This window comes from Clostridium sp. 1001283B150225_161107_B6, from assembly GCF_015556325.1.
In the GTDB taxonomy this organism is placed as follows: Bacteria; Bacillota; Clostridia; order Lachnospirales; family Lachnospiraceae; genus Enterocloster.
Genome location: NZ_JADNMD010000016.1, coordinates 127,566 through 139,870, shown reverse-complemented (window position 1 = coordinate 139,870; position 12,305 = coordinate 127,566). Strand labels below are relative to the sequence as shown.

Genomic DNA, 12,305 nt, shown 5'->3' with positions numbered 1-12,305 from the left:
AGTAGTTGCTGTTATATATAATACAAGGACTGAAGGTCCAAGAAAGAACTTTCAGCCCAGTTATTATCATAGAAGATCAGCTTTTACAGACTTTTCTTCACACACTCGTTTTGATTTTTCTGGTTCATCCTATTTGTCTGTCCTTCATTACCTGTGATAAGGTTCCCACACGCCCTGGTTATTGACCCAGTACCCATCGGGGGTATAGCTGTCCTTCACCATGGCTCCGTCCGCTCCCAGATAATACCACCATTCTCCATCCTGGAGCCAGCGGTTTGCATACATGATGCCATCCTGACCCAGATAGTACCACTTCCCTCCGTCCGCCAGCCAGCCGTCCGACTTACAGGCGCCGTTTCCCATCCTGTATTTCCACTGGCCTTCTTCCTGGACCCAGCCGGAAGGCAGGCTCTCTGCCTCATCGGATGCAACCACGTAAAAATCACCCATGTTTACCGCTGCCCCGCTCTCCACCACCACAATGAGCTGCGCTGTGCCGGGCTCCTTTGCCGTGTATTCAATTACATTCAATCCATTATCTCCCGGTACCACCCTGGCTGTCAGGACGCTGAAATCCGTTGTCCTCAGGGAGCTCCCGGCAGCCCAGCTGCTCTCAAGCTTCGACAGAACCAGCTGTCCTGTGGTCCCTGCCTTTATTGTGGTTCCGTCAAACATAAAGGCGCCTGCTTCCTGGCAGCTTATTTCGTAGTATTCTCCCCTCATCTCAAAACCATAGGAGGAAAATGGCATCGCCCCCATAAGTGCCGCCAGCAGGACGGCTGCTGTTATCTTTCCCATTCCCCCTCTTATTCTCTTACCTGTTTTCATACCTGTTTTCATCTTATGTCCCCCTTCTCCCGTTATCTCCGGATGATTTCAAAATTTTCCTTAAAATCCTTATAGTCCCTTATGCCGATAAATTCTTCCGGAACAGGCATCTTCGTCATATGGCTGACGATTTCACACCATTTGTCCATCTGAAATACCGCATCCGGGTCTGTCCATATTGCCTCTGCCTCTTCTTTGGTCAGGTCCATATATTGAAGCATGTCCTCAGGGAACTCCTGCTCCTTTCCGAAACATTGGAACTCTGATTCCAGGATTTCCTTATTAAAAGAAGCGGCCCGCCGGTACACATGCCGTTGATTTTTGTCGCTGTAGGCAACTGTCAGCAAATCCCCGTCATATTCGTCATAGAGAATAACATCCGACTTAAAAATCTTTGACACCTTTCTGGCGTTCTCACTGGTACAGTTCTCCTGAAGGCTCTGGCTGTCTATCCCCAGCCAGTGGCTGTCCTTTGAACGGGCCGCCAGCGCATCCCCGCTTTTTGCCCCCAAAAATCCTGTGTCTATCTTCTTCACCATCTCCAGACAGTCCCCGATTTCATCTGCACTTATGTCCTCTTCCAGAAGGACCAGACAATTAGTCATGACATAGTTCTTTCCATAATAACCGTGAAAAACCTCGTCCTCCATTCTCTTGCAGATTCCAGCAGAGGTATCCAGAATCCGGAAGGAATCAAGGGCTTGTCTGGCTTCTTTGATGGATTCCGGCGTTTCTTCCCTGGGGCGGACCATTACTGTGTAGAAATAATCCGGTCCCAGCACGCTGAGCTCCGCACTATACCTGTATGTCCCGGCCTCATATTCGCTGTCTCCGTAAACCTGCCCTAAATTCCCATCTTCTTTATACCGTATCTCCTTTCGGACAACTTCATCTGCCTTCTCCTGTCTGTATGTATACTCCAATACCTCCGGCATGGAATCGTCCCCTGCCGGCTGCGCGCCCTGCATCCTGCGGATATACTCCTCCCTGTTCCTGGGAGTACCCCTTCCCGCCATTGCAAAAAGCCTTGTCTGCTCCCTGTATCCCCTGACCAGAATACACCCCCATGGGGAAACCAGGATATCCCCAAAATCACGGTTTCCCTGCTGGCTCCACTCTTCCTGAGGGAGCCGGATTTTATAATACAGGCCGGAGGATACAAAGGTCCCATCTGCGCCTGCCTGGTCGAAAACCGTATCATCAGGAACAGTAATCAAAAGGCCGGTTCCTTCTGTTTCTATCCCTGGGGCCTCAGTGCCAGGCGCCTCAGTCGCCGCCATTTCATTCCCCCCGCTGCCCGCTGCTGCCCCTATCCCCCACACTGCCAGTCCAAACACCATAGCAGCGCCTGCTATAGCCCATATCCTTCCGCCTCTTCTTCTGCCCTTTGGCTCTCCCGTTTCCCTGCCTCCGCCCCCGCTTTCATCTGAATTGTCTCCTTCCCCCCATGCTCTCTTTCCTGCCGGTATGCGTATCCTTTTCGGATTCAAAATCCGGGAATTTCCGGGGATTCTTTCATTGCACACCTCCAGAAGCCTCTCCATACCGCCCATTTGTTCCAGCGGTGCCATGGGTATAATGACTTCTCCGCCGCAGCCTTTTATCAGATAAACATTATCCGGCGTATAAACAGCCCGTTCAAAATCACCATAGGCATGTCTGGCCACGGACCGTTCACCGTATTCACAGATTCCATCCTCTTCCAATGCCAGCAGCTGTCCCCCAGCATAGCGGTAGGGAAACAGCGCCGCCCTCCGCAGCTTCTGCATTTTCCCACGGCCCATGCCCAGGGCCCTGCAGGCATCTGTAAACTGGTCCACTGTCCTGGTGTAACTGCAAAACAAAACCGTCCTCCTGCGGCAGCCCTCCTCCATAACTGCCAAGGGAATCCGCGCCTCCCTTCCCTCTCTGCATTTTGCCGTCAGGCAGCCGAACCACTGCTGCGCCTTCTGCTCTCCTCCCAGTACCCGTTCCGGCACGGCCCAGAACTCCTTCTGGGCGAAAAAGAAAATCAGCCCGTCCTTTCTGTGAATCTCTGTCAAAGCGGAATACAGAAGCCATAAATCCGTATTCCCCGTCCGTATGCGGATTACCTTATCATCCATGGAAATATGGCATTCTTCCTTTAAATTCGACATATCCGGCCAGACCTTTCCCCGGTCCTTTTCCTTTAAGAAGTCTTTTTTATACCATTTGAGAAATCCTTCATATTCCTGCTCACTGAGCCTGAAACAGACCTCTTCTTTTGCCTGTGCCTTGGTCACGCTGCTTCTACCCCCCTGGCCGTTTTCCCCATACGCCTCAGCGCAGGATTAACAGCCCCGTTTTTTCTAATTATTCATCTGATAACAATGTATCGCATTTTTCGCTGTTAGGCAAGTATGCAGACAGCAAAAAAGCCAGCCTTTTACGCTGACTTTCCATGCTTACTCAAATCTGACGATTTCTTTTTTAAGCCTTTTCATAATTTTCTTCTCCAGCCTGGATATATAGGATTGTGAGATTCCCAACAGGTCTGCCACTTCCTTCTGGGTCATTTCCTCTCCATCCTCATTGGTAAGTCCGTATCTGAGCTCCACAATTTTCCGTTCCCTTGGATTCAGGCGGCTGATGGCGTTGTTGAGCAGGCTCTTCTCTATCTCATCCTCAATATCATGGTAAATCACATCCTCATCCGTTCCAAGAATATCTGACAGCAGAAGTTCATTTCCATCCCAATCCACATTCAGAGGTTCATCTATGGACACTTCCAGACGCGTCTTATTGTTTCGTCTGAGATACATGAGAATCTCATTCTCAATGCATCTGGACGCATAGGTGGCCAGCTTGATGTTCTTATCCGGTTTAAAGGTATTGATGGCTTTGATGAGTCCAATGGTGCCGATGGAAATCAAATCCTCCACCCCCACGCTGGTGTTGTCGAATTTCTTCGCTATGTAGACTACCAGCCTCAGGTTATGCTCAATCAGGGCTGCCCTGGCCTCCTTGTCATCCTCGCCTCCCAAAAGACTTATCATCCGGCTCTCCTCTTCCGATTCCAGAGGGGCAGGCAGGATATCAGCGCCTCCTATATAATGCACTTCCCCCTGCTTGGGCATCAGTACGGTCCTGAAGCTGGGGATGGTCTTTAACTGGAAACGGTTTGGTATGGATACTTTTATAATCATGGAAATGTCCTCCTGTACGTTGTGTGTTATTCAAGTTCCTTAGTCGCTTTTCTGTATCAGGATTTGATACTCCCCTGAGGGAGAAAGTTCCTGCTTCGTAATGGCTATCAAGGGTTTCTCCAGGCTGTACCTGCCGCCCTCCTGCTCTATCTCCATCCGGTCAATGAACACGGCCGGCAGGATTCCGCGGCTGGTTCCCACGGACTGGTACGGCACATAGACCACGCCCTTCACCGCCGGACACAGCTGCTTCATAAGACCGGCTGCCGCCACATGGACCGGCTGGTTGCTCACAGGCTCCCTCAGCCGGTTGCCCGTGTCAATAAGCCCTGTGACTGTCTCTTTCTTTTCACCGTAAATCATGGTAACCCTGCACAAATCCTTCCTGTGGGCCATGGAACGGATTAATTCCTTTATCCCCCCTGAAAATCCATAACAGGCGGCAGCCGCCCCTGCAACCATCAAAATCCAGACCAGGGCCGGAATCCTTTTTCCGTGTCCGGACTCCACCAGAAGCCATGCGTAATACCCTGCCCTGGTGTGTTCATAGAGTACCAGCATCACGCCGCCCAGAACCACAGATACAAGGTAAATGCCTGCAACGGATTTAATCACCTCTTTCGGGCTTTTCAGATGATAGGCGGCCACTGCCATCAGGCTGCTCACCGCCACATACGTTCCCAATATCTCCACTGCGGCCGGAAGACCGGGAACCAGGCTCACCACACAGGACCATATACCGCCAATGACAGCTCCGGCCAGAATACGCCGCTTTGTGGTCCTGTATGATAAAACCCTGTTTAAGATGGTCAGAACCATCATGTCCATAATGGTATTGACCGCGAATACCACATCTATGTATACTGTATAAACCACTCAGTCCGGCCTCACCTCCCTGGCAAACTTTCTGAAAGCCATTATAGCGGTTTCAAAGCGCGGATGTTGTCGAAATAACCGATAACAGGTACAATATTTATCGACAAAATTCGAGCCGCATACTAAATATGGCGTTTTTGTCCCCAAAAAGCCGGAAAGCCGCCGCCACACCATTCTCCGGTATGGCGGCAGCTTTCCGGCTGCCGGCAACACTTTTTCATGTCTTAACACTTTTTCATGTCTTATTTCATAATCCGTATACTGCCTGCTAGGTTTCCCCTGTTCCAGACATCTGCTGCGGCGTCTAAAAGAGATGCCGGGTCCTTTCAAGCAGTCTGCGGGTCCTGCTGTCCTGCTTACGCTTCATCACATCCCTGCACCGCTGTGCAATGGATTCAGGGCCATATCCGTATTTTTCCATCAGCTGTTCATAATCTCCGGACTCAGCAAAATCCACTGCGCCCATCCGTTCCATGGGAACCGGGCAATGCTCTGCCAGCACCTCTGCCACCGCGCTTCCCAGGCCGCCGTAAATACTGTGCTCCTCCACTGTCACAATGGCTCCTGTCTGTTTTGCGCATTCCTGAATCAGAGCCTGGTCAATGGGCTTTACCGTATGCATATCCACCACGGCTGCCCGGATTCCCTCTTCCTCCAAACGTGCGGCTGCCTGGATTGCGCGGTGGAGAACCGTTCCCGTGGTGATGATGGTCACATCGGAGCCATCCCTTACACGGATGCCCTTTCCAATCCGGAATTTCATATCATCCCCGTAAAAGTCCGGCGCACAAGCACGGCTCAGGCGCAGGTAGACCGGTCCCTGGTGCGCTGCAGCGGCAAACACAGCCATCCTTGTCTCCGCTGCATCTGCCGTGGAAATGACTGTCATGCCGGGTACGGACCTTACAAATGCCATATCCGTTATGGCCTGGTGGCTGGCTCCGTCGTAGGAGTCAGACAGGCCGCAGTAAGCGCCGCACAGCTTTACATTCAGATGGTCATAGGCTATCAGGCTCTGAATGGGGTCCGCCCCTCTGGTGGTCATAAACACGGCAAAGGTATTTACAAAAGGTATGAAGCCTGTCCTGGCAAGGCCGGCTGCCATGGATACCATGTTAAGCTCGCTGATTCCCACATTAAAATACCGCTCCGGAAATGCGTTTCCGAATATACCGCTTTTCGTGGATGAAGCCACGTCCGCCTCCAGTCCCACTATCCTGGAATCCTGTTCCCCTAATTCCTTAAACGCTGCTCCGTAGGCATCGCGGATTGCCGTCATCTCTCCCATTACCGGTCACCTCCCAGTTCTGCTTTTGCCTTTGCGTATTCCTGATCTCCAATGGCCTTTCCATGCCAGGTATTCCTGCCCTCCATGAAGGAGACTCCCTTTCCTTTTACTGTCTTTGCCAGTATCAGGGACGGCTTGTCCGCCGTCATCTTCGCTTCCTCCACTGCCCGGCAGATGTCCTCCACATCATGGCCGTCACAGGGAATCACATTCCATCCGAAGGCCTCCCACTTGGCCTTTATATCCCCCATGGGCATGATTTCATCCAGCGTACCGTCCAGCTGTACCCCGTTGTTATCCAGAATGCCTATCAGATGGTCTGCCCTGAATTTGGCCGCTGACATGGCTGCCTCCCATATGCACCCCTCCTGTATTTCCCCATCCCCCATAACTACGTACGTATAGGAATCATAGCCCTTAAGCCCGTCCCCCAGCGCCATTCCCAGCCCGGCGGATAATCCCAGGCCCAACGGGCCGGTGGAAAGCTCCACCCCGGGCGTCTTATGCACACAGGGATGGCCCTGGAGCATGCTTCCTGTCTGGCGCAGGTTCTTTAATTCCGCCAGAGGAAAGAAACCTTTGTGGGCCAGCACAATATAAAGCATGGGAGCGCCATGCCCCTTTGACAGAATCAGATGGTCCCTGTCCTCCTTTTCCGGGTTCATGGGGTCCACATCCATCAGTTCATAATACAGTGCTGTCAATATCTCCGTACAGGACAGGGAACCTCCCGGATGTCCTGTCTGGATGCTGTACAGCAGGTCAATCAGCTTATTGCGGAATGTCAGGCACAGCTTCTGCAGTGTCTCCTTTCGTTCCTCTCTCATACCGGCATCTCCTCCTTATGGCCTCCGCCCCAGACCCTGGCCTCTATGGCCACGTCGGGCACGGCTGCCTCATAACATACTTTCATTCCGTTCCTCCTGCTGTATCCTGGGTCTGCTGCCTTTTACTGCTGTCTGGTTCCTCCCGCCCCCATCGGTCCGTCCTTCCGGCAAATACAGGCTTCAATGCCTGGTACAGCTCCCGGTAAATCCGATACTGCCCATCATATACAGAAGCCCGGACAGCATCCGGCCAAAATACCTCACCGTCGGCTGCCAGCGCCTTGCCAAAGTCCGGCGGAATCTCAGGGATGCCTGCTGCCTGGGCAGCAATGATGATATCGCCCAGGGTCTCTGTCTCATTGGACCGGAGCCTGGCCACAGGTATCCCCAGCACATCGGCAAATATCTGGCACCACAGCGGGCTGTTGGCCGCTCCCCCTCCCAGAGGTATGATATCCGGGCCGTCTGACTGGTCCAGGACCACCTCCATGCAGTGGCGCTGGGAAAACGCCACGCCCTCCAGGACAGCCCTTACAAATGCCCGGTAATCACTTTCCAGTCCGGCTCCGTAGAACACGCCTCTGGCCCGGGTATCCCAGATAGGGCTCTGCTCTCCGGCCAGATAGGGCAGCCATATGAGTCCTCCGGCTCCTGCCGGGGCAGCGGCTGCCAGTCGGTCCAGATACGTATATATGCCGCATCCGGCTGCCAGGGCCTCTCTGGCCGCTTCCTTCCCAAATGTATCCCTGAACCAGCGCAGGGACACGCAGGCATTGTTGGTGGACTGGACAATCACATATTGCCCGTCATAGGCCCCGTATATGTTCAGCAGTCTTTGGTCCTTCATGGGCTGCGCCCCAATGCTGCACAGCCTTCCGCTGCTTCCTATGGTCAGCGCAAAATCACCTGCCTCCACAGCCCCTGCTCCTATGGTGGCTGCCACCGTGTCAATGGTGCCGCCTGTAACCGGCGTTCCCGCCGCCAGCCCTGTCACGGACGCCGCCCATTCCGTTACAGTGCCTGCGATTTCCGTGGAGCTGCAGGGCCTTGGCAGCAGTTCTGCCCTCAGACCAATCTGTTCCGCAATATCCGTATCCCACCGGCCTGTACGGATATCTGCCATAAGAGTCAGGCTCATACGGGACCGGTTCATGGTAAACTCCCCGGTGAGCTTATGTATCACATATCCGCAGGGCACCATCAGCTTATATGCCTCCCGTGTCAGCTCCGTCCGGTTTTCAGCCAGCCACCGGAGGGCCGGGAGACAGAAGGAGCCGTTGGCAATGCGGTTTGCAGCCAGACTGCGGATACGCTCCTCCCCAATATTCTCCTTCAGCCACTCCACCTGGGCACCGCTTCTCTGGTCATGGAGGCTGATGGCATTGCTTACAGGCTGTCCCTGCCGGTCCACCAGGACCACTGCGTTGGTGCTGCTGGTTCCCACTGCTGCAATCCTGTTTTTATCTATGCCCTGGCCTGTGAATATGGCCTGCAGGTTACGGCACACTGCATCCCACCACCTGGAAGGGTCCTGTTCCGTCCATCCGGGCCGGGGATGAATCATGGAATATTCCCTGTAGGCAGAAGCCACCCGTTTCCCATTCAAATCATATACGGAACATTTTGTTCCGGTAGTCCCTATATCAATTCCCAGCAGCAGGTCCTTATCCCTCATCCCTTCCCTCCGTCCCAATGAGCGCCTCTGTCTGTTCTGCATCCAGCGGAATCCCCTGGTCCCCCAGAAGCAGCGCAAGGCGGGCATTCTCCTCAATCTCCTCCGCCAGGGCCAGCGCTGCCTCCGGGCTTTGACCCGCCGCCACCATGCCGTGATTTGCCAGTAAAAGGCTGTCACGCCGCCCAATCACCTCAGAAACAGCCGCGGCCAGCTCCCTGCTGCCCGGACGGTAATAGGGAACCACGGGAATGATACCCACACGCATGGCATATCCCGGAGTGTAGGCAGGCATCCCCGCAGCCGTACGCTTATCCGTCTGCCTGCGGCAGGCAGCTGCAATGGAATAAGGGGAGTGCAGGTGAAACAGGCAGCGGATATCCGGCCGGCTCCTGTAACATGCCAGATGCATTCCGGCTTCTTTGGACGGCCGCCGGCTGCCTGCCGGGGATTCCCCATCCGCTCCCAGGGCAATCATGTCCTCAGTCCCCAAATCTCCCAGACAGATTCCGCCCGGTGATATGTATACCCTTCCCTGCACCCGTATGCTTACATTCCCTCCGCTTCCCGCGGCAAATCCTTTCATGTAAGCCCGCCGGGCTGCATGCACCAGCCGTTCCAGCATTTCCCTTGTATCTGCATCCATATGGTACTCCTTACTTTAAAATTGCCGGCAGGAACTCTGTGATTCCGGGCACCGCAAAGGTAAGCAGGGCACAGGCCGTCACGGTCAGAATAACCCACAGGGTATCCGGAAAAGCTTCGTCGTATTTTACATTCAGCACCCTGCAGGACGTAAACAGGTTCACGGACAGGGGCGGTGTCAGGGAGCCAACCATCAGGGCCATCAGCATGGCAACCCCGTAGTGGACCACTCCCATTCCCAGGGTCTGGGCAATGGGGAGAAGAATGGGCGTCACCAGAATAATAATGCACATTGTCTCCATAAAGGTACCCAGCAGCAAGAGAAGCAGGAATATGAATGCCATGATTAAAAATTTACTGGACGTGATGGACAGCAGCCAGCCGGCAAACAGCGTGGGAACATTCTGAATGGACATAATCCATCCAAAGGGCGTTGCAACCGAAATAATCAGCATGATGACGCCTGTGGTTACAACGCTTTCCGCCGCCACCTTATAGAATTCCCGCAGGGTCAGCTCCCGGTACACGAATACTGCCAGAATAAAGGAGTAGATAACAGCCACCACAGACGCCTCTGTTGCCGTACATATGCCTGAAAACACACCGCCCAGCACAAAAACCGGCATCAAAAGAGGAAGCAGGGCGTCACCTGTAATCTTTAGCCGCTCCTTTGCCGTATAATCCGCCTTTTCAACGCTCTCCTTGTTGCCCCTTTTGATAGCAAAAAAGGTATTGAGGCCTATAAGGGCCATGATACAGATAAATCCCGGTACAAAACCAGCCAGGAACATATCTCCCACCGATGCTCCGGAGGAGGATGCATAGACCACCATTACAATGCTTGGAGGAATAATGCAGGCCATGGTTCCTCCGGCCGCAATCAGACCCACGGTCAGTCCTCTCGGGTATTTCTGCTCCAGCATCTCAGGGCCTATAATTTTTCCGATGGCTGCAGCGCTTGCCACACCGGACCCTGATACTGCGCCGAAGAATCCGCAGGCTGCAAGGGCCGTGGCTCCCAGACCGCCCGGCATTTTCCGCAGCATCATATTGGCAAACCGCATGAGGCGGGGCGTGCTGCCGTATACCATCAGGGAACCGGCAAAGATGAACATGGGCATGGCCATCATATTAAACGATTTGGCGCCGCTGGCCATACGCTGGACAATAATATCCAAAGGGGGATAGCCATTGACGGTCAGCAGCGCCATACAGCTGATACCGATGGAAAAGGCCACCGGCAATCCAATCAGCAGACAGATTCCCAACACAACAAATAAAACAATCAATCCAGTATTCATTATCGATTCAGCTCCTCCTCCGCAAAATCCATATTTCTTCCCCTGAACTTCTCCACATCAATCCAGAGGCGCAGCAAATAAAAAACAATCATCAGCACACAGCCGCTCAGCACACCCGCATAGTTGACGGAAAGGGGTATCTTCATGGCCGCGGAAAGGGCATGGAGATTGGTGCCCACCAGCTTGGCTGCATAGCGGCAGATTACCAGAAGAAATGCAATGCAGATGCAGTCATCCAGAATCTCAAACCCGCGGTACACCGGTCCGGGAAGCTTGCGGATAAAAAAGTCAATCCGCGTGTTGCTGTTATTGATAGTGGCCATGGCTGCGCCGAAATAGGTAATGTAGACCATGGCCATACCTGCCAGTTCCTCCACCCACGTAAACGAAGTTCCAAACACATACCGGTTCACCACCTGTATTCCTATAATGATGGTCAGGGTACACACCGTGATGCAGCCCAGGATGCGCAGAAGGAATTTTACCTTGTCAATTAGTTTCAGGACCATTTCTTACCCTCCTCTTTTTCACACCATTCCGCGGCAGGACCAGGACATGGACGGAGCCATGCCCCGGTACCGCGGATACCTATTTATTAAAGGATACAGCCAAATCTATCCAGTACTGTCCGTCCTCATACTGGGAAGCAAACTCCTCCCAGATGCCTGACATGGCTTTCTGGAACGCTTCCTTATCCACCTCATTAATTTCCATGCCTGCCTCTTTTAATAATTCCAGGTATTTTGACTCATCATTTTCCTGCAGGTCCACTTCCCTTGCATTGTCAGCCTCCTCAAACAGTATGGTCTGGTACTCTTCCGGAAGGCTTTCAAACCATGCTGTATTGACTGCCAGCGGGGCAGCATCATACATGTGGCCGGTCAGGGACAAATAAGTCTGCACATCCTGGAGGGATGAGGTGTAGATGTTTGCCAAAGGGTTTTCCTGGCCGTCAATTGTCTTGTTCTGAAGGCCCGTATACACATCTGAAAAGGCCATGATGACAGCCGAGCCTCCAACCGCCTCATACATCTTGACCTTCATACTGTTCTCATTGGTGCGGAACTTGATGCCCCCAATATCCCCCGGAACCAGAATGGGCCTGGTGTTATTGGTCATGTGACGGTAGCCGGATTCCCATACAGACAGGATGGTCACTCCCGTAGGTTCCAGAAGTTTCCTGCAGAACTCCTGTCCGAACTCACCGGCCCAGGCATCTCTGGCATTGTCCAGGGATGTGAAGAGAAACGGCAGAAGGGCCACATTTACTTCTGAGTTATAGGGCTCCCAGTTGGCTGCGCCCATCTGCATCATCCCCTCAACCGTACCGGATGTGACCTGCTCCAAAAGGTCGGCCTCGCCTCCCAGGGCTGAATCCGTATATATGTTGACAGCCAGGTCGCCGCCGGTCCGCTCCTCCACTGCCTTCTTAAAGCTCTGCAGGGCAACGCTGGACGGGTTGGTGGAGCTCATGGCAGAACCAATATTCAGCGTATAGCCTGCCTTGCCGCCCTTTGCACCCTGGCTTTGTGTTTCCTGTCCCGCCGTGTCCTGAGTCCCGGCGCCTTCCGTTCCGGAATCCTCTTCCTTCTCCTTGGCTGCAGGAGCCTGGGTTGCCGGAGCAGAAGAACCGCCGGAGCAGGCTGTAAGCCCCCATGTCATGGTCAGCGCCAAAAACAGTGATACCAGTCTTTTTTTCAT

General features: G+C 53.4%; 11 protein-coding genes. All 11 read right to left on the bottom strand.

Going from position 1 to position 12,305, the window contains the following annotated elements; genetic code table 11:
* Nucleotides 1-147: 147 nt before the first annotated feature.
* Nucleotides 148-840: a hypothetical protein gene (locus I2H39_RS26205; protein ID WP_227147504.1), complete on the bottom strand. Its 693-nt coding sequence runs from the start codon at nt 838-840 to the stop codon at nt 148-150.
* Between the two features lie 20 nt (nt 841-860).
* The gene (locus I2H39_RS26200; RefSeq protein WP_195627916.1) at nt 861-3,092 is read right to left on the bottom strand and encodes a YcxB family protein; all 2,232 of its coding nucleotides are present in this window, start codon (nt 3,090-3,092) and stop codon (nt 861-863) included.
* A gap of 162 nt (nt 3,093-3,254) precedes the next feature.
* Entirely contained in the window at nt 3,255-3,995 is a 741-nt protein-coding gene (gene sigE / locus I2H39_RS26195) for an RNA polymerase sporulation sigma factor SigE (RefSeq protein WP_138308785.1), read from the bottom strand.
* Nucleotides 3,996-4,034: 39 nt separating this feature from the next.
* Complete coding sequence (locus I2H39_RS26190) at nt 4,035-4,871, bottom strand: sigma-E processing peptidase SpoIIGA (protein WP_138308787.1); 837 nt, start codon at nt 4,869-4,871, stop codon at nt 4,035-4,037.
* A gap of 304 nt (nt 4,872-5,175) precedes the next feature.
* The gene (locus I2H39_RS26185; RefSeq protein WP_138308789.1) at nt 5,176-6,159 is read right to left on the bottom strand and encodes a transketolase C-terminal domain-containing protein; all 984 of its coding nucleotides are present in this window, start codon (nt 6,157-6,159) and stop codon (nt 5,176-5,178) included.
* On the bottom strand, nt 6,159-6,986 hold the full coding sequence (locus I2H39_RS26180) for a transketolase (RefSeq protein WP_138308791.1): 828 nt from the start codon (nt 6,984-6,986) through the stop codon (nt 6,159-6,161). Before I2H39_RS26180 ends, I2H39_RS26185 begins: the two co-directional genes overlap by 1 nt.
* 82 nt (nt 6,987-7,068) lie before the next feature.
* On the bottom strand, nt 7,069-8,661 hold the full coding sequence (locus I2H39_RS26175) for an FGGY family carbohydrate kinase (RefSeq protein ID WP_138308793.1): 1,593 nt from the start codon (nt 8,659-8,661) through the stop codon (nt 7,069-7,071).
* Nucleotides 8,651-9,304: a class II aldolase/adducin family protein gene (locus I2H39_RS26170; RefSeq protein WP_138308795.1), complete on the bottom strand. Its 654-nt coding sequence runs from the start codon at nt 9,302-9,304 to the stop codon at nt 8,651-8,653. The genes I2H39_RS26175 and I2H39_RS26170 overlap by 11 nt, the downstream gene beginning before the upstream one ends.
* Before the next feature lie 10 nt (nt 9,305-9,314).
* Nucleotides 9,315-10,604, bottom strand: coding sequence for a TRAP transporter large permease (locus tag I2H39_RS26165; protein ID WP_138308797.1), 1,290 nt, complete (start codon nt 10,602-10,604; stop codon nt 9,315-9,317).
* Nucleotides 10,604-11,113: a TRAP transporter small permease gene (locus I2H39_RS26160; RefSeq protein ID WP_138308799.1), complete on the bottom strand. Its 510-nt coding sequence runs from the start codon at nt 11,111-11,113 to the stop codon at nt 10,604-10,606. The genes I2H39_RS26165 and I2H39_RS26160 overlap by 1 nt, the downstream gene beginning before the upstream one ends.
* A gap of 79 nt (nt 11,114-11,192) precedes the next feature.
* Nucleotides 11,193-12,305: a DctP family TRAP transporter solute-binding subunit gene (locus tag I2H39_RS26155; RefSeq protein WP_195627915.1), complete on the bottom strand. Its 1,113-nt coding sequence runs from the start codon at nt 12,303-12,305 to the stop codon at nt 11,193-11,195.

What these genes read in the sequence shown, in the direction of transcription:
- sigE (WP_138308785.1), bottom strand. Translation starts at nt 3,995, where the DNA reads ATGATTATAAAAGTATCCATACCAAACCGTTTCCAGTTAAAGACCATC.
- I2H39_RS26165 (WP_138308797.1), bottom strand. Translation starts at nt 10,604, where the DNA reads ATGAATACTGGATTGATTGTTTTATTTGTTGTGTTGGGAATCTGTCTG.
- I2H39_RS26175 (WP_138308793.1), bottom strand. Translation starts at nt 8,661, where the DNA reads ATGAGGGATAAGGACCTGCTGCTGGGAATTGATATAGGGACTACCGGA.
- I2H39_RS26180 (WP_138308791.1), bottom strand. Translation starts at nt 6,986, where the DNA reads ATGAGAGAGGAACGAAAGGAGACACTGCAGAAGCTGTGCCTGACATTC.
- I2H39_RS26155 (WP_195627915.1), bottom strand. Translation starts at nt 12,305, where the DNA reads ATGAAAAAAAGACTGGTATCACTGTTTTTGGCGCTGACCATGACATGG.
- I2H39_RS26185 (WP_138308789.1), bottom strand. Translation starts at nt 6,159, where the DNA reads ATGGGAGAGATGACGGCAATCCGCGATGCCTACGGAGCAGCGTTTAAG.
- I2H39_RS26170 (WP_138308795.1), bottom strand. Translation starts at nt 9,304, where the DNA reads ATGGATGCAGATACAAGGGAAATGCTGGAACGGCTGGTGCATGCAGCC.
- I2H39_RS26205 (WP_227147504.1), bottom strand. Translation starts at nt 840, where the DNA reads ATGAAAACAGGTATGAAAACAGGTAAGAGAATAAGAGGGGGAATGGGA.
- I2H39_RS26160 (WP_138308799.1), bottom strand. Translation starts at nt 11,113, where the DNA reads ATGGTCCTGAAACTAATTGACAAGGTAAAATTCCTTCTGCGCATCCTG.